The following is a 20186-nucleotide window of genomic DNA, read 5'->3' on the forward strand; positions in this document are numbered from 1 at the left end:
GGTAGTGGTACCCGAAGTTCTCACATCGGACACAGATTGGTTAGGCTCACCTAATGATTCTGAGCGCCCGTCGCCGGACCCTTGCGGCCGTGACTCTTGCGACAGCCGTGGGTTTCGCCGCAGCCACCGCCGGGCAGGCATTCGCGGTCGATCCGACCACAGTTCGATCCGGATGCGCGTACGTCAACGAGTCCGAGCGTGCGCAGAACATCCAGACCTGCTGGGTGTGGTCGGAGTCGATGCAAACGTCCGTCACGGTGAAGGTCCGCCCCTCCGACAAGCAGGCAGGCGAGTCCGAACAGGCCGTCTACTTCCTGGGGTCGCTGAGCGACCCGAGCACCAACGGCAGGGGCGATCTGTACAGCACCGAGTACAACCTCGTGGCGATTCCCGATTCCGCGAACACGTGGTCGTCGAACTGGCAGTCGACGCCCGTCGACACCGACGGCAATCCGCTCACCACCTATGAAGGTGGCGAGTTCACTCCACAGTGGGAAACCTTTGTCGGCGAGGAACTCCCGGCGTTCTTGAACGAGAGTTTCGACATCAGCACCTCCGGAAACGCGGTGTCGGGACTGTCGATCTCCGGCGGGCAGGCGATCAACCTGGCGCTGAAGTATCCCGACGTGTTCTCCGTGGCGGTGTCTCGATCCGGGTACTACCAGACGGACAATCTCCTCGGATACCTCGCGGTCCCGTTCATCCTCGCCACACGCCACGGCATCTCCAACGGTTTCGACGCCATGTGGGGCAACCCGTTTCAGGCCGGCAACACATGGGCCGACAACGACGTCGCGTCCCGCCTCGATGAGGCGAAGGCCAACGGTCAGACCATCATCATCTCGACCGGGAACGGTCTGGTCGCCTCGCAGGACGAATGGGACGAGATGATCGCGCAGGGCGGTATCGCCCACGTCGCCATCGGCGTCGTCCTGGAGGTCGCTTCGTTCGCGTCAGCGGTCCTGCTCAATGCGCAGGCAGCTATTTTCGATCTCCCCGTGGAGTTCATCTACACCGATGGTGCGCACACCTGGAACCGGTGGATTCGCACCGATGAGGAAGAGGCCGACCGCCTCGAGGACGCACTCGGCAAGTACGAGCAGGCACCGTCGGTGACTGACTCGACCGTTTCGGACTCGAATGATCCCGTAACCCTTTCCGCAACAAACGTTTCCGAGTCCACTTCGGCGGTTGCCGAGCCCTCGGTCACCCCGACGACGACAACGCAGGCTCCGCCGGAAAGCGCGGCCGAGGCGACGACGCCCGTTCCGGACCCGTCACCGATCACTGCCACGGCACCCACCGACGAGCCGACCGACGCAACCGAGACACCGAGCGCACCAGAGACTTCCGCGCCTACTTCTGTCGACGACGAGGCGGTCGCCACCACTGACACCGCGACCGTGGACGACGCCGACAGCGTTTCGGGCGACGAGCAGGGCACGACCGCCGACACCTCTGAGTCCCCGGATCCCGCGGCCTCGTCGGACGACGAGTAGCTGTCAGATCTCGGAGAAGTCGCCGTGCCGACCTGCTCCGCCGGCGAATCGTTGTGCGCCGTCGTAGCCGTGCGCCCGCAACGAATCGATCCCGACCTCGATCTCGCGGGCCATCGCGTCCGCCTCGGTCAGACCGTTCTGGAGATATGCCGAGCGCCGGTCGTTGCGCATGCAGGTCTGCGGGAACTGGGTGAGCGCTCGCGCCAGCTCCTGCGCGGCGGCCAGGCTCTGGCCGGGTTCGACGATCCGGTTGACGAGTCCGAAATGCTCGGCCTCGGTGGCGTCCACCGGTCTGCCGGTGATGATCATGTCCATGGCACGGCTCATGCCGATGAGCCGTGGCAGGCGTACCGTTCCGCCGTCGATCAACGGGATGCCCCACCGCCGGCAGAAGACACCGAAGACGGCATCCGACGCAGCGACCCGCAGATCACACCAGATGGCGAGTTCGAGTCCGCCGGCCACCGCGTAACCCTCGACGGCGGCGATGGTCGGTTTGGACAGGTTCATCCGGGTCGGCCCCATGGGGCCGTCGCCGGACGTCGCGACCCGGTTCATCCGCGGCGTGCCTGCTGCCTTGAGATCGGCTCCGGCACTGAAGTATCCGCCGCTACCCCACAGCACCGCGACATCCGCGTCGGAATCTTCGTCGAATGCCCGGAACGCGTGCGCGAGTTCCGCGGCCATCTCGCCATCGACCGCGTTGCGCCGTTCCGGACGCATCATGGCGATCGTGGTGACACGCTCCGCGGTCTCGACGCGGATCGATGTGTATTCACCTGCAGGTGCAGTCATCTCTCGGACTGTATCGGTTCCGCCGCGGGCGCAGAAGCCCCCTCACGCCCCCGAAGGTTGAGACCCCACCGATGGTTGAGTAGCCTGCGAGCCGCCAGGCGAGCACGCGTATCGAAACCATCTACACCAGCGGAGATCTCGATACGCCGGCTCGCAAGCTCGCGCGGCTACTCGATCAACAGGGGGCGCCCCCCGATGGTTGAGTAGCCTGCGAGCCGCTAGGCGAGCACGCGTATCGAAACCATCTAAACCAGCAGAGATCTCGATACGCCGGCTCGCAGGCTCGCCCGGCTACTCGATCAACAGGGGGGCCCGACCCGACACCCCCACCGATGGTTGAGTAGCCTGCGAGCCGCTAGGCGAGCACGCGTATCGAAACCATCTGCACCAGCGGAGATCTCGATACGCCGGCTCGCAAGCTCGCGCGGCTACTCGATCAACGGAGGGGCGCGCGGCTGCTCGATCACCGGGCCGACCCTAGCTGGTCGCGATGATCTGCGCCGCAATCTGCATCGCCCGATCGATCGGTACCGCGAAACCGATACCGATGTTGCCGGACTCCGCGCCACCGACCGTGGCGATGGCCGTGTTGACGCCGACGACCCGGCCGTCCAGGTCGGCCAGCGGGCCACCGGAGTTACCGGGATTGATGGAGGCGTCGGTCTGGATCATCGGCTGCCTCGGCCGTCCCGGACCGCCGACCCCTGCCGACCGGTCGACCGCGCTGACGATCCCGGCGGTCACCGTGCTCGACAGCCCCAACGGTGATCCGACCGCGATCACGGGTTGCCCGATGCGGAGTCCGGCACTGATCCCGAGATCGGCAGAACGAATTGCCGCACCGGGAATCTCGACGACCGCGATGTCGGTCGCCGGATCGCTGCCGAGCACCGTGCCGCCGACGACCCGGCCGTCGGCGAGTTGGACCTCGACCCGATTGTTTCCAGCGATCACATGGTGGTTGGTCATGATGTGCCCGTCGTCGTCGATCGCGAAGCCGGACCCGCGGGCCGCACCGGCACGGATCTGCACCACACTCGGCAGCAGCGTCGTCGAGGCCCCCTGTGCGTCAGTCGCGCCGGCCGCGGCCGCCGGCTCCGACGATGCGAACCCGCCCGGTGCATACGCCGAGCTCGCGATCAGCCCGGCACCGCCACCGGCGATGGCACCCGCGAGCAAGCAGCCGACGACGAGGATGGCAGTCCGCCCGGACCGCCGGGCACCGCCATCGGTGCCCGGCGCACTCGCCTGTCCCCCAGGATCTTCCGGGAGATCGGGCGACGACGGAACCGCCGGCGACGAGTAGTGGTCGGATTGGATACGGGTCGGCGGCGGCGCGATCGGACGCGGCCGGGGACTCTCCACCGGCGCCGGGGGATCGACGCCGTGTTGCCCGCTTGCCAGGACGTTGTCGAGGGGCAGGAAATCCGGCCCGGCCGGTCGGCCTAGGTCGAACTGTGAGCGCGTCATCTGTCTGTCCTCAGATCAGTCGGGAGAACCAGCGGAGGGAGAAGGCGGCGGCGATGAGGCCGACCAGCAACGCGATTCCCGCGACAAACGGGGTCACCTCACGTTGCTCGGTCCGCCACCCGATCGACGACCCGATCTCCCGGTACACGTCCTGCAGCTCGTCACTGCTGGCGGCCTCATAGCTGCGCCCGCCCGTCGCCTCCGACAGATCGGCGAGCGCGGCGGCGTCGACCGGGACGGGGATGGCATAGAAGCCGTTGTTCAGCGTCCCGTTCTCACTGCCGTAGGCGATCGTGGACACCGGCACCCCCGCGGCCGCGGCCTCCTGCGCAGCCAGTTCCGGCGACCGGCCGCTGGTGTTGCTCCCGTCGGAGAGCAGCACGATATGTGCCGGCAGTTCTTCCTGACCTGGCCCGACCACGCTGCGGATCTGATCGAGCGAGGTGAGCACGCCCTCGCCGATCGCGGTCCGCGAATCGGTGCTGACCGTCTGCAGCGTCCGCCGGGCCTGCGCGTGATCGGTGTCCGGCGGGTGCGCAACGGTGGTGGTGCCGGCGAAGGTGACCACTCCGACGTTGAACGTGTTGGGCAGCTGCTCGATGAACTCCCCAGCCGCGTCGAGCGCAGCCGTCATCCGATCCGGCTCGACGTCCTGTGCCCGCATCGACTCCGAGGTGTCGATCGCGACGACGATCGTGGCGCGTTCGTAGGGCACCCGCACCGGAAGTTCCGGTCGGGCCACCGCGAGTCCGGTCAGCGCCAGCGCAACCAACAACAGCGCCGCCGGCAGATGTCGTCGCCACTGCGGGCGTTCCGGGATCACTTTGTCCAGCAACGGCAATGCCGCATAGCGCACGACGTAGCGCTGCCGCCGACGCAGCATCACCAGGTAGGCGGCCGCCAGCGCGACGACCGGGACGAGGACCAGGAGGCCCAATGGGAACAGGAAAGTCATGTGACGCCCTTCAGCGGGTGTGCTTCAACGGGTGTGTCTGTTGCGCCCGGGATGGCCGACGGTGTGGGCGGTGCGGCGTCGACCGCGGAGGAAGGCGGCCAGGTCGCGCAGCCAGTCGCGACCGGTGTCCACACGAAGATGTTCGGCGCCGGTGCCGATCAGTCCCCGGTGAATGGCCTGCTCGCGTTCCATGGCGGCCGCGGCGTACTTCTCGCGGAGCCCACGATCGGATGTCCACACGTGCCGTTGCCGGCCTGATTCGGGGTCGGCGAGCACCACGGACCCGACGTCGGGAAGTTCGCGTTCACGAGGGTCGGTCACCTCGACGGCGATCACGTCGTGCCGCGCCGCCAGATGTCGAAGCGGTAGCTGCCAATCGAACGGCTCTTCGTGCCGACCGTCGGGGTCGATGAAGTCGGAGATGACGATGCGCAGACCGGTTCGTCGATACCGCCGCGCGAACGCATCGACCGCGTCGGCGAGCGGGGGCGCAGTGCCCTCGCGATGGTCGACCGCGTCGAGCAGTCGCGCGCAGCGGTGCGCGGCGAAGCGCGACCGGTCCGGGCGACCCCAGTTGATGCCGTCGGGCGAGAGTGTCGCGATACCCATCCGGTTGCCCGGGGCGTCGGTGAGTTCGCCGATCGCCCAGACCACCTGCGCGGCCAGGTCCCGCTTCTCGCCGGTGACGGTGCCGAACGCCATGCTCGGCGAGAGGTCGAGCAGCACCCAGGTGTCGAGCTGGTTGTCGGCGCGCGGACGCCAGACGTGCATGTCGACCGAGCGGGCAGTGATGTTCCAGTCGATCCTCCGGACGTCGTCGCCGGGCTGGTAACGCACCACTTCCTCGGGTTCGGAACCCGCACCGAGCCGGGAGCTGTCGTGGTCACCCGGGACGAGGCTGTCCAGCCGTCGCCGCACCGCCAGGTCGAGCGTCCGGAAGGGGTTGTCGGTCACGACGCGGCCTCCGTGGTGTCGTCGCGGGAGGCGATCTGCGGGGCGGCGACCCCGGCGAGGACCTGATCCACCACCCACCGGGGTGGGACGCCGTCGGCGACGGCGTCGAAGGTCAGCACGAGACGATGCGCCAGGACGTCTCCGGCGATGTCGCGCACGTCGTCGGGCAGGACGTAGTCGCGGCCGCGGATCAGGGCGAGCGCGCGCGAGGCAGCCAGCAGGGAGAGCGAGCCGCGCGGGCTGACGCCGTACTCGAGCATCGGCTCGATGCCCGGAACCCCGTACGCGCCCGGGCTGCGCGTGGCCATCACCAACCGCACGATGTAGTGGGCGACGGCGTGGTGGACGAATACGTCCTCGGTGGTCTCCTGCAACGCGAGCACGTCGTCGACCGACAGGATCTGCGACGCCCGCGGCGGACGGGTGCCCATCCGCGCGAGGATCTCCATCTCGTCGAGTTCGTTGGGATGACCGAGGTCGACCTTGATGAGGAACCGGTCGCGCTGTGCCTCCGGCAGGTGATAGACACCGTCGGTCTCGATCGGGTTCTGCGTCGCCAGCACGAGGAACGGGCGGGGCAGGTCGAACGTCGTCCCGCCGATGCTCACCTGACCTTCCGCCATCGCCTCGAGCAGCGCCGACTGCACCTTCGCCGGGGCGCGGTTGATCTCGTCGGCAAGTACCAGGTTGCCGAACACCGGACCGAGTTCGATGTCGAACGACTCGGTCGACGGCCGCCACACCCGCGTGCCCACGATGTCGGCGGGCATCAGATCCGGGGTGAACTGCAGGCGACGGAAGGTCCCACCGACCACCCCCGCCACGGTCCGCACCGCCAGGGTCTTGGCGATGCCGGGGACACCTTCGAGCAGGATGTGACCCCGAGCCAGGAGTCCGACGAGCAGCCTTTCGAGCATCTCGTCCTGTCCGACGACGACGCGCTTCATCTCGAACAGCGCTCGCTCCAGGATGGCGCCCGACGACGGCGCGGTGATCGTCGACAGGTGCGCCTGGCCGCCGGGGCCGGCTGGGACAGAACGGTGTTCATCGTCTCCGTTGGTCATGGGATCACCCCATCAGGCAGCCCCGAAAACCAGTGAAAGACAGAGCGAAAGTGGACCGAAAGCGCAGTGGCCGGAGGTCCGGCGCGGCGCTACGCTGGGGCGGTATGCGTGTGCTGATCGTCGAGGACGAGGAAGGGCTGGTCAGCGCTCTCCGTATCGCATTGCAACGTGAGGGTTACGCGGTGGATGCGTCGTTGACGTACCGCGGTGCGCGCGAACGGCTGTCGGTCAACGAGTACGACGTGGCGCTGATCGACGTGACCCTGCCCGACGGCGACGGCTTCGAATTGGCCCGTGCCGTCCGCGACGCCCATGCCGACTGTCGTTCCGGACCCGACATGCGCATCGTGATGCTCACCGCGCTGGGCACTCTCCCCGACCGGGTCCGCGGCCTCGACGCCGGTGCCGACGACTACATCGTCAAACCGTTCGCGCTGGCCGAGCTCACCGCCCGGCTGCGGGCCGTGTTGCGTCGTGAGGTGCGGGGCGCCTCGTCGTCGATGCGGGTCGGCGACATCACCATGGACACCGCCCGCCAGATAGTCCATCGCGGGCGGCGCGAAGTCGACCTCACCCTCAAGGAGTTCGCGGTCCTGCGATTCCTGATGTCGAGGCCCGACCATGTGGTGTCGGCCGAACAGATCCTCGAACACGTCTGGGACGAGCACGCCGATCCTTTCACACAGACCGTCCGGGTCACCGTCGGCACGCTGCGTCGCAAACTGACCGTCGACGACGAGGAGCAGGTTCTGCACACGGCCATCGGGCGCGGCTATCGGTTGCGCGCCGCAGGTGGCGCGGACTCTCCCGCGGCGCGGAGTTCGTGATCGGTGGCCGGCGTCGGCTCCGCGTGGCGGCTGATCCACACGCTCCGGGTGCGCATGGCGCTGACCACCTCGGCGTGGCTCTTCGCGATCTCGGGGCTCATCCTGCTCGCGCTGTATCTGGCGCTGCAGCACAGCATCGACGCCCGCCCGCTCGACCCGGTGACCGTCCGCAAGTTCCAACGCAAGTCCGACGGCACCCTGATGTACAAGACCGGCGAGACGTTTCAGGCCGCCGACCTCGAGAGTGTTCAGCAAGCCGTCAACCAGTCGACCCTGGACATGCTGCGCAACTACTCGTTGATCGCCCTCGCGGTGATCTCGCTGATCAGCCTGCTGGTGGGGTGGTTCGTCGCGGGCCGGATGCTGCGCCCCATCGACGCCATCACCTCCACCGCCAACCGCCTGCGGGCCACCGACCTGTCCCAACGTATCCGCGCCACCGGCCCCGACGACGAATTGCACACCCTCGCTGACACTCTGGACAATCTCCTCGACCGCCTGGACACCGCCTTCCGGGCCGAGCGGGCGCTCGTCGCGGACGTCTCACACGAGTTGCGCAATCCCGTGGCGGTGATCCAGGCCAATGTCGAGGCCGTCCTCGCCGACGACCGTGCGAGTCCACAGGAACGCGCCGACGCCCTGGCCATCGTGTCCCGGCAGACGACGCGGATGAGCCGCCTACTCGACGACCTGCTCGCCACGGCACGCCGGCGTTCCGGTTCGTTCGGCGACGAGCGCGTCGACCTGCACGAGTTCGTCACCGACGTCACCGCCGAACACGTCCTGTTGGCCACGGAACGCTCGCTCGATCTGGCCGTCCACGCCTCCCCCGGCCCGGTGGTCTATGCCGATCCGGAGTCGCTGGCGCGGGCGCTGACGAACCTGCTCGGCAATGCGCTACGGCTCGCACCGGAGGGTTCGGACATCACGATCGCGGCCGGCAGCGTCGAGGGCTGGGCGTGGATCGCCGTCCGGGACGAGGGTCCCGGCATCGCCGAGGCCGACCAGCAGCGAGTGTTCGAACGCTTTCGCCGCGTGGATGATTCGACATCCCCGAGTTCACACCGCGGATCCGGTCTGGGCTTGACGATCGCCCGCCAGATCGTCGAGTCGCACGAAGGGCGACTCGTTCTGCACAGTCGACTCGATATCGGCAGCACCTTCGTGATCTGGCTGCCCGACCGCGCCGACGCGAGCCGCGGGGTGCGCTCCGGCCAACCGCCGGAACAGGATCCACTCGGGGAGCGGTGAGCCGCCCCCTCCGATGGTTGAGTAGCCTGCGAGCCGCCGCCCCTTTCGATGGTTGAGTAGCCTGCGAGCCGCTAGGCGAGCACGCGTATCGAAACCTCGTGCGCAGACGACGATCTCGATACGCCGGCTCGCAAGCTCGCTGGCTACTCGATCAACGGGAGGGAAGCCCGACCACGCACCCCACCGATGGTTGAGTAGCCTCGTGCGAGCTTGCGAGCCCGTGGCGTATCGAAACCTCTTGCTCTGACGACGATCTCGATACGCCGGCTCGCAAGCTCGCGCGGCTACTCGATCAACGGAAGGGGAGCCTGCCCACGCACCCCACCGATGGTTGAGTAGCCTCGTGCGAGCTTGCGAGCCCGTGGCGTATCGAAACCAGTCGCGCCAGAACGCGATCTCGATACACCGGCTCGCAAGCTCACCGGCTACTCGATCAACGGGGGGCAACCGGCTACTCGATCAACGGATGAAACCCACTCGGTCAACGCGCGAACCGCACGCCTCACCCGGCCAGCATCCGCCGCCGCGCCCGCGATGCGGTGACCGTCGTGCCCATGCTGGCGAACACGATCAGCATGATCGCGCCGAGCCGGACTGCGCCCAGTGACTGATCGAGCAGCAGCCAGCCGGCCACTGCGGCGACGATCGGCTCCAGACTCAGCAGCACCCCGAACACGTGCTTGGGGAGGCGGCGCACCGCGGCGAACTCCAGGGAGTACGGGATCACCGACGCGAGCACGGCGACGGCCGCCGCGAACGCCAACAGCCGAACGTCGGCGAACGCCGCCGCCGCGCCGGAGGCCCCCAGCGGCATCACGACCACCGTCGACACCACCAACGCCACGGCCAGGCCGTCATTGCCGGGCACGAGCCGACCCGCAGTCGAGCTGGTCAGGATGTACCCGGCCCAGAACGCCCCGGCCAGCAGTGCGAACGCCACGCCGACGAGGTCGAGCCCGTCGGCATGCAGCACCCCCTCCAATCCCAGCAGTCCCATGCCGGCCACCGCCAGCGACACCCAGGCGAGATCGGCGCGGCTCCGCGACAGCGCGGCGGCCAGGATCAGGGGACCGGCGAACTCGATCGACACCGCCACACCGAGCGGTATCCGATCGATCGCCGAGTAGAACGCCGCGTTCATCGCGCCGATGGCGATCCCGAACGCCAGGACGGCCTTCCATTCCGTACGCGTCCACCGCCGAATGTCCGGCCGGATCACCACCAGCAGGATCAGTGCCGCGATGGCCAGACGCAGCGCGGTCGCCCCTAGTGCCCCCACATGCGGGAACAGGTGAACGGCGAGGGCTGCGCCGAACTGCAACGAGATACACGATCCGAGGATCATCAACACGGCCGGACCGGTCTGGTCCACGCCGCCGAAACCCGATCGCCTTGTCGTCGCCGTCGCTCTCATGCTGACAGCATCACGCGCCCGAATCCGGTCAGTCCAGTGAATGTTTTCGCGTGATATCCATCAGATTCTCTTACCATTGTTGGGTGCTGAACGTGACCCGGCTGCGCATCCTCCGTGAGCTGCATCTGCGCGGCACCCTCGCGCAGGTCGCCGACGCGCTGTCGTACAGCCCGTCAGCGATCTCACAGCAGTTGTCGCTGCTCGAGCGCGAGGTCGGCGTCCCGTTGCTCGAGCACGTCGGCCGCAGAGTCCGGCTGACCGACGACGCGGTCACCCTGGTGGGTCACACCGAGGTGGTGCTGGCACAGCTCGAGCAGGCCGAGGCCGAACTCGCGGCCACCCAACCGAGCGTCAGCGGTACGTTGCGCGTCGCCTCGTTCCAGTCCGTGGCGCTCGAGATCGTGCCCCCGGCCCTGACCCGGCTGAACGAGACCTACCCCGGCCTGCAGGTCGAGATCACGCAGCGCGTCGTCGACGCGGCATTCAGCGGCCTGCTCGCTCACGACTTCGATCTCATCCTCGGCGAGGAGTACCCCGACCTGCCCGACCCGCCGCGAACCGGAACCGACCGCGCCGACCTCGTGCGCGATTCGCTGTTCCTCGCCGTACCCTCTCATGGTCCATGGGCGCAGACCCCAGAGCGGATCGCCGATCTGGCCGACGCACCCTGGGCCCTGGACCCGCAGGGGACCGCCAGCGGCGACTGGGCGCGGGCCGTCTGTCGGGGAGCGGGCTTCGAACCCCGGGTGATGCTCGAGGGCCCGGACCCGTTGCTGCATGCGCAGATGGTCCGGACCGGACATGCCTTGGCGTTCGTCACCGCGCTCATCGCCGCCGAACACCTGCGCGGTGCACAGCTCGCCGCCCTGCCGGGCGATCCGGAACGGATTCTGTACACGTCGGTCCGGGCCGGACGCACCGGCCACCCTGCGGTCGTCGCGTTTCGTGACGTGCTCGCCCAGGTCGCAGCCGAGCGGCGTCTCGACGAGCCGCGCCACCGGTTGCGGGCAACCACGGGGTAGTCGGTCGTCACCGGGCCCGGCCGTGTCGCTTTCGTTGCCTTTTCTAGGCCGTTCCGATGCCACAGCGGGGGCCTCGGGGTTCACTCGGGCGCCTATCCTGCACTCAAGCCGAGTGGGGGGCCGCCCGAAGGGATGGACCGCCGATGGGACGAGTACGTCGCCATCGAATCGCCGCGGCCACCGCGGCGGTCGTCGCCGCGCTCGCGATCGGCGGCTGCGCGGGCTCGGCACAGACTCCGACTCCGGAGCCCGCTTCGCCACCGCCCGAGAACATCCCGGCCTCCTTCGACGTCACCTTCCGCTGGCTGACCGGAGGCGTGTTCGATGTGTTCGGACAGGAAGGCACCTTCGTCCGTGCCTTCGTCGAATCGTTCGAGCTGGCGAATGCCGGACGCTCGGCGGAGTGGGGATACCGCGGATTCGAGGACGCGGCACCGTCGAACATCGGGCAGATGGTCGAGTTCTACCCGTCGGAGACGACCGAGACCAATCCCGGTGTGGGCACTGCGTTCTTCACCGGCCTTCGTCGCGTCGACGAGGCGGACTGGACGCGAATAGTCCTGTGCCGCTATGGGTATCGATCGATCAAGGTGTCCGACGGTGAGTGGTCGATTCGCCTCGACGCGCCACGGCCGGTCGAGATCGACTTCCGCCGCAGCGGGGTTCTCCCACCGAGCAACACCCGCGGGACCGCACGGACGCCCGACGGTGATGTCTTCGGCGACTGGCATGTGACCCGATACGACTTCGCCGCGGTCTACCCGCGCACCACCGCTGATGAACATGCGTGCGCGGCCGCTGCTCCGGCCGAGGTGCCGTCTCGTCTGCCCGGCCAGACCGACTCGCCTTGGCCGCCGATGGCGCCGAATCCGGGATGGTGGACCTCGTCGCCGCTGTGATCGGTCGCCGCGGTTTGGTCGCCGCTGTGATTGCTTGCCGCTGTGATGATCGCGGCCTCGATCGGGGCGTGAACCCTGCCCCTTTCAAGGTATAGCGGGGACCGGGGCTTGCCGCAAGGCCCCCGGCACGCTGCACAATGGTCTCCTCCGCGTGCCCCGACACCGACTGCGCGGAGCCTTCGCCCGCCGCCGATCACCGTCCAACCGTTGCCGTGTTGTGCCCAAACCTTCACTGCGACAGTGCCACCGATCCATCCTTGCCTGATCCCGGGAGCCGCCCACATGCCACCGTTGACCACGACCGTCTTCGATCTCGCCGCCCATCCCGCCAAGTCCGAACCCGCCCGGATCACCGACGACGAGCGGCACTTCGCCGCAATGTCGACCAGCCTCGACGAGCTGATCGCCGACCTCACGTCTCGCCTCGCCGTGCTGCGGAGGACATCCGCCCGCAAGGGCAAGCAGGCGGTCGAACGTGATCTGGAGATCCACGAACTGAACCGACGACTGCGCACGCTGCGACGCTTCCGCCTGGATCTGTGCTTGGGCCGGATCGTCAGCGGCGATCCGGAGGACGGCTCCGTCGAGGTCCACTACATCGGCCGCATCGGCCTGACCGACCGAACCGGACGTCAGCTCCTGATCGACTGGCGGGCGCCGGCCGCTGCACCGTTCTTCTCGGCCACGCCCGCACATCCGATGGGGCTACGGAGCCGGCGTCGGTACCGGTGGGGGCGCGGTCAGATCGTCGACTATTGGGACGAGGTGTTCACCACCGACGCCGCCGAAGACCAGTCGCTGGTCCTCGACGACGACTCGGCGTTCATCGCCGGTCTCGGCGCGAGCCGTTCGCCACGCATGCGGGATGTGCTGACCACGATCGCGTCCGATCAGGACGCCATCGTCCGCGCCGACTCGCACGGCGCCCTGGTGGTCGACGGCGGTCCTGGCACCGGCAAGACGGTGGTGGCGCTGCATCGCGCCGCCTACCTGCTCTACGCCGATCCGCGTCTGGCGGGCAACCGCGGAGGTGTGCTGGTGGTGGGCCCGCACGAGCCCTACCTCGGATACATCGCCGATGTGCTGCCGAGCCTCGGCGAGGAGAGCGTGCAGACGGTGACGCTGCGCGACCTGCTCCCCGAGGGCGCCCGTGCACGGCCCGAGGCCGATCCCGCGGTGGCCCGGTTGAAGGCCTCCTCCTCGATGGTCGGTGCGATCGAACCCGCGGTGCGGTTCTACGAGACCCCGCCGACGACATCGATGACGGTGGAGACCGACTGGGCCGATGTGGTTCTCACGCGACCGGACTGGGCGGAGGCCTTCGCTGCGCCGGAGGCGGGCACACCACACAACGAGGCACGTGACCAGGTGTGGGAAGCGCTGGTGGACATCATCATCGCAAAGCACGATCGCGAGGTTCCGTCGAGTCAGCTGCGGAAATCGTTGGCAGACAACGATGAACTGACGTCGACGCTCGGCCGGGCGTGGCCGATCCTGGAGTACACCGATCTGGTCGGCGACCTCTTGTCGGTACCCGCCTATCTGCGGCTGTGTGCCCCCGAACTGAGTCGTGACGACGTCGCCGCCCTACAGCGCGGCGACGTCGATGCGTGGACCACATCGGATCTGCCGCTTCTGGACGCCGCACGTCGCCGACTCGGGGACCCGGCCGCATCGCGGCGACGACGTCGCGGCGAGGCGCAGCGGCGCGCGGGCCACGACCGGATGGAGCGCGTCGTCGACGAACTGCTCGACTCGAGCACCTACGACGACGGCGAGGGCCTGATGTCGATGTTGCGCAGTACGGATCTGCGTGACGTCCTCGATGACGCCGACACTACGCCCGCGAACGACGCCGATGTCCTGGCCGGGCCGTTCGCCCACATCATCGTCGATGAAGCCCAGGAACTCACCGACGCCGAATGGCAGATGTTGTTGGCGCGCTGCCCATCTCGCAGCTTCACGGTTGTCGGCGATCGCGCCCAGGCACGTTCGGGATTCACCGAGGCGTGGACCGAACGACTCGAACGGGTGGGGCTACGCGACGTCACGATGGCGTCACTGACGGTGAATTACCGTACGCCGGAAGAGATCATGACGCATGCGGAGCCGGTCATCCGCGCCGCCGTGCCCGATGCGAATGTCCCCACGTCCATCCGGAGCAGCGGCCTGCCGGTGCGGAGTGGCGCGGCGGCGGAACTCGACGAGATCCTCCGAGTGTGGCTGACGGACAACGACGAGGGCACCGCGTGTGTGATCGGCGATCCCACCTTCGTCGGCACCTCACGTGTGCGGTCGTTGTCACCGCAGCAGGCCAAAGGACTGGAGTTCGATCTGGTGGTGCTCATCAACCCGGAGGACTTCGGGGCCGGGGTCACCGGCGCCGTCGACCGCTACGTCGCGATGACGCGGGCGACGCGCGAGTTGGTCGTACTCGATCAGTAGGCCGAGTTGACGTTGTCCATCGAGCCGTACCGGTGGGCCGCATAGTTGCAGGCTGCCACGATGTTGGAGACCGGGTTCCACACGTCGAACGCGGTGCCGTGCACGTGGTAGGCGGCGAAGGTCGGGTCGATCACCTGCAGCAGCCCCTTGGACGGGATGCCCGCGGCGGCGTTCGAGTCCCACAGGTTGATGGCCTGCGGGTTTCCGGTCGACTCGCGCATGATGTTGCGGTGGATGGCGTCATAGCTGCCGGGGATGTTGTTCGCCCGCATGACGTCGAGGGCCTCGCGAATCCAGCCGTCCAGGTTGTTCGGGTAGACCGGCTTGGGCGCGGGCTTGGGCGCAGGGGCCGGTGCGGGAGCAGGGGCCGGCGCCGGCGTCGACGTCGCCGACGGATCGCTCGGCAGGGCAGCGATCGCCTCCTCGGCCTTCTTCTGGATGTCCGCCGTGTGTGCCGTCGCGGTGATGTGCTGTTCGGCGCGGGCCGGTTCGTCGACGCTCACCGATGCGACGGTGACCAGCGCGGCGAAGGCGAGCGTGACCGACCCGATGACGTGGCTGGAGCGAGAGTGAAGCAGGCCGCGGGTACGGCGAAGCGAGGTAGAGACAACATTCATGAGAGCGTGATTCCTGATTGGGCCGGATGGCGACCGGCAGCATCCAGCCCGCCGACACGCGACGCGCTCGGCCGAGATGGTGCTTGGTGAACTTGTTGATCGGGCGATGTGACGCCCGGCGCATTGCGCAAAACCCGTTCGATCGGGTGGTCGTCTGGCGCGGCTCGCTCAGACAGCGGCGGTGATGACCCTGATGGCCAACACGAGTCCGCGGATTGCGCATGCGGGATGGTTCCGCATAGCTATTCGACTTTCTCGTGCTGGGCAGACCGTCGCCTGCCTCCTGGTAGGTAACAGATTGATATACATTCCTGAGGAATGTCCAATAGAAGGTGTCCGCGTGGACTGCGAGAGTCGAGTGCGGGTGGCCATCGCCACGGGGCGATAGCGTGACTGACCTGCGGTTTCGCAGATTCGCGCAGCTGTGACCCGTTTCACAGAATCAATGTCAAGAGATGACACGCTTCCGCCACCATTTCGTTACGCATACGACACCGTTTGCGACCGCGCGCCTGGCGGGCCGGGCCGCGCTGTGACGTTGGTCCCGTCCTCTTTTCAGTGGCTGGCCAGCAGGGGTGTTCCGGTGTCACGATGAATTCGTCCGGGGTGCAATCAATCGGGGCCGGGGGTGGTCGGCATGTATCGCAAGATTCGCCGATGGTCCGTGGCGCCCCTGTTCAGCAGCAATCCGCTCGTCCGACGGTCGGACCGGGCCGAGGCGCTGTCGGTGTGTCTGGCGGCGATGCTCGCGGTGGTGGCTATACCGTTGGCCGCTCTGGTGTTGGGCAACGTCCACGACTCCCAGATCGCCGCCGTCGAGGAGCAGGCGCGGACCGTCCAGCCGATAACTGCCACCGCGGTCGATGATGCGACGGCAGTCGCCACCGAAGCTGCGCCGTCCGGCATTGTCACGGCGCAGTGGACACACAACTCGGTGATGCACACCGACACCATCACCACCGACGACATCACCATCGATGCCGGTGACCCCGTCACGGTGTGGGTCGATTCGCGCGGCGAGTCCACCTTGGCCCCGATGACCGCCAATGACGCGGCGATCAGCGCAGCCCTGGCGGCGATCGGGTTCTACCTGGCGGTCGTCTCGCTCGTCATCGGATTCGTGATGGCCGCGCGGGCCATCGCCGACCGGTATCGCCGACGCCGGTGGGACGCCGATCTCGCCCTACTGACCGGCGACGGTGGCGATCAGCTTCGGCACTGACCGATGGGCTCGCTCGACGACACGACGAACGTGGTGATGTTGACACTGGTCATCCTCACCGGCGCAACGGCGTCGGCCTGCGCGCTGACCGCTGCCTACGTCTACCTTCGACCGAACACCCACCGCGACAACGACACCCGGGATCGATTGGCTCGACGGTGGTTGGTCGCCACCGCGGTGTTCGGGTTCACGGCGATCGCGTTACGGTTCGTCTGGGCGCTGATCGTGTGACTGCGCGTCGGGACCATCCCGAGTTCCGACGCTTCCGGACTGTGCTATTGCTGACGCACGACACTCGACGCGACGGATGAAGGTGAGCGATGCCCTACGTCGAATCAGCGGTACGGAGCAGGCAGGTAGTCGCGGCTGCACGCGCTGTGATGATGCGCGCGGGTGTCGGAGGATTGACGATGCGCGCGGTGGCAAACGAAGCGCAGATCCCGCTGGGGACCTTGCAATACGTGTACCCGACCAAGCTCGGACTGCTGCACGCCGTCATCGAGGACGTCGTCGAGGAGATCGCGACAGTGCTGCGGGATTCGGCCGAGCTCGACGCCGGCCTCGGTCACGCGATCAGTAACGGGCTGCGCAATTTCTGGTCCGACCTGGTGATCGACCATCACGCGCTCCAGCTCCTGCAACTCGAGCTCGTCACCCATGCCCTGCGCACCCCCGGACTCGAAGACCTGCCACGTTGGCAATACGAACGGTACTGCCAGGTCGTCTCGGACTGGTGCGCCATGGCGGCCGCCCGCGCCGATGAGGTCTGCGCAGTTCCCTACAGTCAGTTGGCGCGGGTCCTGGTCGCCGGCGTCGACGGACTCATCGTCCAGCACGTCGTGTCTCCGAATTCCGACCACGCCGCCGACGACGTCGAGGCACTTATCCAGATGATCGTGAGCCTCGCGGCTCCGCAGCCGCGCTCCACCGCGTCGGCCTGAGTCCACTCCTTGTGACCGACGGTGACCTGGCTTACACTCATTCCAAGTCATACGTATGACTGACTTTGTTCGAATCAGCCGATCATCGGCTGCGAACGCCGAAAAGAAGCCTCCAACCGGATGGGAACCACCATGGAACACGTCGACGTCGTCATAGTCGGAGCCGGTCTCGCGGGCCTCAGCGCAGCCCGGGCGCTGGTCGCGCATGGCCGATCGGTCACCGTCCTCGAGGCCCGTGATCGAGTCGCCGGACGCACCTTCGGCGGCGCCCTCGACAACGGCGTGCCGGTGGAACTGGGCGGTCAGTGGGTCGGCCCCACCCAGGATGCGGTGCTCGAACTCATCGCCGACCTCGGGCTCGAGACCTTTCGGACGTACGACGACGGCGAATCGATGACGGTCTATGACGGCAACACCGTCAGGTACGCCGACGAGACATTCGGGCTCCCCGAGGGCTCCGCCATGGAGGTCGGACGATTGTGGGCCGAGATCACCGAACTCGCGTCGTCCGTCGTGACCGCCGCGCCATGGCAGACCGCCGACGCAACTGACCTCGATCGTCACACCCTCGACGAGTGGCTGCGGGGCCAGACCACGGACACCATCGCCCTACGCTTCTTCCGAATTCTCGTGCCCGCGCTGTTCTCGGCCGAGTCGCCGGAGATGTCCCTGCTGCATTTCCTGTTCTACGTGAAGTCGGGCACCAGCCTGGAGACGCTCGTCGCCACCACCGGCGGCGCTCAGGAGTCGCGGGTCGTCGGTGGTACCCATCGGATCTCTGAGCGCATGGCCGAGGAACTCGGCGACCGGGTCCGGCTGAGCGCTGTTGTCCGGGACATCCACCAGGACGCCGACGGGGTGACCGTGCGGTTCGAAGGCGGCGACGTGCGCGGGGATCACGTCATCGTCGCGATCCCGCCCACGCTGTCCGGCCGAATCCGGTACTCGCCTCCCCTGCCTGCCGCCAGGGACTCACTCACCCAACAGATTCCGGCCGGTTCGGTCATCAAGTTCCACGTCGCCTACCCGACGCCGTTCTGGCGCGAGGCCGGACTGAACGGCTTCGTCCTCAGTCTCGACGACGAGTTCAACGTCACCCTCGACAACTCGCCCGACGACGGGTCGTGTGGGGTGATCGTCGGTTTCCTCGAGGGTGTACATGCGCGACGTGCCGCCGAGATGACTGCGAGCGAACGGCACGAGCTGATCATCGGGAACCTGGTCAGCTATTTCGGGCCCCAGGCCGCAGAACCGATCCAGATCGTCGAACAAGACTGGATGGCAGAGGAGTTCACGCGCGGTTGCTACGGCGGACGACTGGGCGCGGGCGTCTGGACCCAGTTCGGTCGCGCGTTGTCATCACCTGTCGGACGTATCCACTGGGCCGGCGCGGAGACCTCGGACGTGTGGAACGGCTACATGGACGGCGCCGTCCGGTCGGGTCGTCGCGCGGCTGACGAGATCATCGGCAGCATCTCGTGACGTCGGACCGAGAGACGCCGGCCCAACTAAACACCACGGTGGCGATCATCGGCGCGGGATTGTCGGGCCTCACCGCCGCACGGGCACTCCATCGACGCGGTATCGACGTACAGGTTCTGGAAGCGGCCGATCGGGTCGGTGGACGCGTATGTGCCGAAACCTCGTCGCTGGGTTCGCGACTCGACGTCGGCGGACAGTGGGTCGGGCACGGACATCACCGCGTGGCGGCGCTCGCCGCGGACTGCGGTGCGACCGTGTATCCGATGCACACCGGACGACTCCCGCTGATAGTCGACGGTCCGCACCGTGTCCGGGCGTGTGCGCCCTCGGTGCTCACGGCCGGTGCCGCGCTCATCGCTCTCGCAGTCTTGTCCCGGCTGGGCACGCCGACTCGGTGGAACACGTCCACGGTGGACACCTGGATTCGACGAATACCCTTCCACCGCACGCGCGACCTGCTGCAGGTGTTGACGGCGATCTCGTCGACGGCCGATTCCGACCGCCTGTCGGTGCATGCCCTGGCGTCGATGGTCCGATACCAGGGTGGATTGGGCGCCATGTTGGCCAGCAGCGGCGGCGCACAGGAGTCGCTGATCGTCGAAGGCGCCGGGCATCTCACCGACGCCCTGGCCGCCGAGCTGGGCGAGCGTGTGCACACCGGCGCACGGGTCATGTCGATCACCGATGGCGAGACAGGCGTCACGGTGCGAACGGACACGTTGTCGGTCGTCGCCGACAAGGTCATCGTGGCGGTTCCTCCGCCGGTGGCATCCGCGATCGCAATCGATCCCGCGTTGCCGACGGGTCGACTCGCGTTGGCGCACAACACCTACATGGGGTCGGTGTACAAGGCGATCGCGGTCTATCCCGCACCGTTCTGGCGCGAGCGGTCGGGAGCGGAGCTGATCATGCTGGGCCGCCCGGGCGCCGCGGTTTTCGATACGACGGCTCCGGACGGTCCGGGGCACCTCTGCATCCTGGTCGCCGGACCGGCAGCCCGCGAACTCGACGAGTTGACGACCGCCGAGCGTCGACGCCTGTTGCTCGATCCGTTGGTCGATCATCTCGGCCCCGAGGTCGTCGGACCGACCGATTGGCACGAGAAATCCTGGCATCTCGACGAATTCGTCGGTGGGGGTTACCTCGCCCTACCCGACGTGGGTACCACCGACGGCTTCCTCCCGATGCCGTCGGAGCCGATCGGCAACATCCACTGGGCCGGGACCGAGACCGCGGGTGAGCACGCCGGCTACCTCGAAGGTGCGATCGAGGCCGGACATCGGGCGGCACGGGAGGTCAGCAAACTCCTGTGATGGTCGTGGGCGTTCG

At 67.6% G+C, this 20186-nt stretch carries 18 protein-coding genes; 11 read left to right on the top strand and 7 right to left on the bottom strand.

Annotated elements, in window-relative coordinates; translation table 11 throughout:
* The first annotated feature begins 89 nt into the window (after positions 1 to 89).
* Positions 90 to 1499: an alpha/beta hydrolase gene (locus VZC37_RS17165; protein ID WP_330433954.1), complete on the top strand. Its 1410-nt coding sequence runs from the start codon at positions 90 to 92 to the stop codon at positions 1497 to 1499.
* A gap of 3 nt (positions 1500 to 1502) precedes the next feature.
* Here VZC37_RS17165 and VZC37_RS17170 read toward each other — a convergent pair whose 3' ends face one another.
* The 5 genes from VZC37_RS17170 to VZC37_RS17190 form a co-directional block, all read right to left on the bottom strand.
* Positions 1503 to 2294: a crotonase/enoyl-CoA hydratase family protein gene (locus VZC37_RS17170; RefSeq protein ID WP_330433956.1), complete on the bottom strand. Its 792-nt coding sequence runs from the start codon at positions 2292 to 2294 to the stop codon at positions 1503 to 1505.
* A 477-nt stretch (positions 2295 to 2771) separates the two neighbouring features.
* Positions 2772 to 3764, bottom strand: coding sequence for a S1C family serine protease (locus tag VZC37_RS17175; RefSeq protein ID WP_330433958.1), 993 nt, complete (start codon positions 3762 to 3764; stop codon positions 2772 to 2774).
* A gap of 10 nt (positions 3765 to 3774) precedes the next feature.
* On the bottom strand, positions 3775 to 4719 hold the full coding sequence (locus VZC37_RS17180) for a VWA domain-containing protein (protein WP_330433960.1): 945 nt from the start codon (positions 4717 to 4719) through the stop codon (positions 3775 to 3777).
* A gap of 24 nt (positions 4720 to 4743) precedes the next feature.
* A complete protein-coding gene (locus VZC37_RS17185; protein WP_330433962.1) occupies positions 4744 to 5673 on the bottom strand; it encodes a DUF58 domain-containing protein in 930 nt (309 codons plus the stop codon).
* The gene (locus VZC37_RS17190; RefSeq protein WP_330433964.1) at positions 5670 to 6737 is read right to left on the bottom strand and encodes an AAA family ATPase; all 1068 of its coding nucleotides are present in this window, start codon (positions 6735 to 6737) and stop codon (positions 5670 to 5672) included. The genes VZC37_RS17185 and VZC37_RS17190 overlap by 4 nt, the downstream gene beginning before the upstream one ends.
* A 104-nt stretch (positions 6738 to 6841) precedes the next feature.
* Between VZC37_RS17190 and VZC37_RS17195 the strand changes: the two genes are divergently transcribed.
* Both VZC37_RS17195 and VZC37_RS17200 read left to right on the top strand, forming a co-directional pair.
* Positions 6842 to 7564 (top strand): response regulator transcription factor, encoded by a 723-nt coding sequence (locus VZC37_RS17195; RefSeq protein ID WP_330433965.1) that lies wholly within the window; start codon positions 6842 to 6844, stop codon positions 7562 to 7564.
* Positions 7565 to 7567: 3 nt separating this feature from the next.
* Positions 7568 to 8815 carry a sensor histidine kinase gene (locus VZC37_RS17200; protein WP_330433967.1) on the top strand — a complete coding sequence of 416 codons (1248 nt, stop codon included), beginning with the start codon at positions 7568 to 7570 and terminating at the stop codon, positions 8813 to 8815.
* Between the two features lie 502 nt (positions 8816 to 9317).
* Here VZC37_RS17200 and VZC37_RS17205 read toward each other — a convergent pair.
* Positions 9318 to 10229, bottom strand: a complete 912-nt coding sequence (locus VZC37_RS17205) for an EamA family transporter (protein ID WP_330433969.1) — start codon at positions 10227 to 10229, stop codon at positions 9318 to 9320.
* Between the two features lie 83 nt (positions 10230 to 10312).
* Between VZC37_RS17205 and VZC37_RS17210 the strand changes: the two genes are divergently transcribed.
* The 3 genes from VZC37_RS17210 (at position 10313) to helR (ending at position 14595) form a co-directional block, all read left to right on the top strand.
* A complete protein-coding gene (locus VZC37_RS17210; protein ID WP_330433971.1) occupies positions 10313 to 11251 on the top strand; it encodes a LysR family transcriptional regulator in 939 nt (312 codons plus the stop codon).
* A gap of 143 nt (positions 11252 to 11394) precedes the next feature.
* The gene (locus VZC37_RS17215) at positions 11395 to 12150 is read left to right on the top strand and encodes a hypothetical protein (protein ID WP_330433972.1); all 756 of its coding nucleotides are present in this window, start codon (positions 11395 to 11397) and stop codon (positions 12148 to 12150) included.
* 282 nt (positions 12151 to 12432) lie between these two features.
* Positions 12433 to 14595 carry an RNA polymerase recycling motor ATPase HelR gene (gene helR / locus VZC37_RS17220; protein WP_330433974.1) on the top strand — a complete coding sequence of 721 codons (2163 nt, stop codon included), beginning with the start codon at positions 12433 to 12435 and terminating at the stop codon, positions 14593 to 14595.
* Here the strand turns inward: helR and VZC37_RS17225 are convergent.
* On the bottom strand, positions 14589 to 15212 hold the full coding sequence (locus VZC37_RS17225; protein WP_330433976.1) for a transglycosylase SLT domain-containing protein: 624 nt from the start codon (positions 15210 to 15212) through the stop codon (positions 14589 to 14591). The genes helR and VZC37_RS17225 overlap by 7 nt on opposite strands.
* Positions 15213 to 15849: 637 nt before the next feature.
* On the opposite strand from VZC37_RS17225, the gene VZC37_RS17230 reads away from it, so the two are divergent.
* The 5 genes from VZC37_RS17230 (at position 15850) to VZC37_RS17250 (ending at position 20170) form a co-directional block, all read left to right on the top strand.
* Entirely contained in the window at positions 15850 to 16434 is a 585-nt protein-coding gene (locus VZC37_RS17230; RefSeq protein WP_330433978.1) for an Rv1733c family protein, read from the top strand.
* A gap of 3 nt (positions 16435 to 16437) precedes the next feature.
* The gene (locus VZC37_RS17235; protein WP_330433980.1) at positions 16438 to 16665 is read left to right on the top strand and encodes a hypothetical protein; all 228 of its coding nucleotides are present in this window, start codon (positions 16438 to 16440) and stop codon (positions 16663 to 16665) included.
* Between the two features lie 89 nt (positions 16666 to 16754).
* Complete coding sequence (locus tag VZC37_RS17240) at positions 16755 to 17375, top strand: TetR/AcrR family transcriptional regulator (RefSeq protein ID WP_330433982.1); 621 nt, start codon at positions 16755 to 16757, stop codon at positions 17373 to 17375.
* 132 nt (positions 17376 to 17507) lie between these two features.
* Positions 17508 to 18857, top strand: coding sequence for a flavin monoamine oxidase family protein (locus VZC37_RS17245; protein ID WP_330434433.1), 1350 nt, complete (start codon positions 17508 to 17510; stop codon positions 18855 to 18857).
* The gene (locus VZC37_RS17250) at positions 18854 to 20170 is read left to right on the top strand and encodes a flavin monoamine oxidase family protein (RefSeq protein ID WP_330433984.1); all 1317 of its coding nucleotides are present in this window, start codon (positions 18854 to 18856) and stop codon (positions 20168 to 20170) included. The genes VZC37_RS17245 and VZC37_RS17250 overlap by 4 nt, the downstream gene beginning before the upstream one ends.
* Positions 20171 to 20186: the final 16 nt, after the last annotated feature.

Source organism: Gordonia sesuvii (genome assembly GCF_036350415.1).
GTDB lineage: Bacteria > Actinomycetota > Actinomycetes > Mycobacteriales > Mycobacteriaceae > Gordonia > Gordonia sesuvii.

Bases quoted from the DNA above. Each gene is read 5' to 3' on its own strand.
- VZC37_RS17170 (WP_330433956.1), bottom strand. From the start codon at position 2,294: ATGACTGCACCTGCAGGTGAATACACATCGATCCGCGTCGAGACCGCG.
- VZC37_RS17175 (WP_330433958.1), bottom strand. From the start codon at position 3,764: ATGACGCGCTCACAGTTCGACCTAGGCCGACCGGCCGGGCCGGATTTC.
- VZC37_RS17180 (WP_330433960.1), bottom strand. From the start codon at position 4,719: ATGACTTTCCTGTTCCCATTGGGCCTCCTGGTCCTCGTCCCGGTCGTC.
- VZC37_RS17190 (WP_330433964.1), bottom strand. From the start codon at position 6,737: ATGACCAACGGAGACGATGAACACCGTTCTGTCCCAGCCGGCCCCGGC.
- VZC37_RS17195 (WP_330433965.1), top strand. From the start codon at position 6,842: ATGCGTGTGCTGATCGTCGAGGACGAGGAAGGGCTGGTCAGCGCTCTC.
- VZC37_RS17205 (WP_330433969.1), bottom strand. From the start codon at position 10,229: ATGAGAGCGACGGCGACGACAAGGCGATCGGGTTTCGGCGGCGTGGAC.
- VZC37_RS17215 (WP_330433972.1), top strand. From the start codon at position 11,395: ATGGGACGAGTACGTCGCCATCGAATCGCCGCGGCCACCGCGGCGGTC.
- helR (WP_330433974.1), top strand. From the start codon at position 12,433: ATGCCACCGTTGACCACGACCGTCTTCGATCTCGCCGCCCATCCCGCC.
- VZC37_RS17225 (WP_330433976.1), bottom strand. From the start codon at position 15,212: ATGAATGTTGTCTCTACCTCGCTTCGCCGTACCCGCGGCCTGCTTCAC.
- VZC37_RS17230 (WP_330433978.1), top strand. From the start codon at position 15,850: ATGTATCGCAAGATTCGCCGATGGTCCGTGGCGCCCCTGTTCAGCAGC.
- VZC37_RS17235 (WP_330433980.1), top strand. From the start codon at position 16,438: ATGGGCTCGCTCGACGACACGACGAACGTGGTGATGTTGACACTGGTC.
- VZC37_RS17240 (WP_330433982.1), top strand. From the start codon at position 16,755: ATGCCCTACGTCGAATCAGCGGTACGGAGCAGGCAGGTAGTCGCGGCT.
- VZC37_RS17245 (WP_330434433.1), top strand. From the start codon at position 17,508: ATGGAACACGTCGACGTCGTCATAGTCGGAGCCGGTCTCGCGGGCCTC.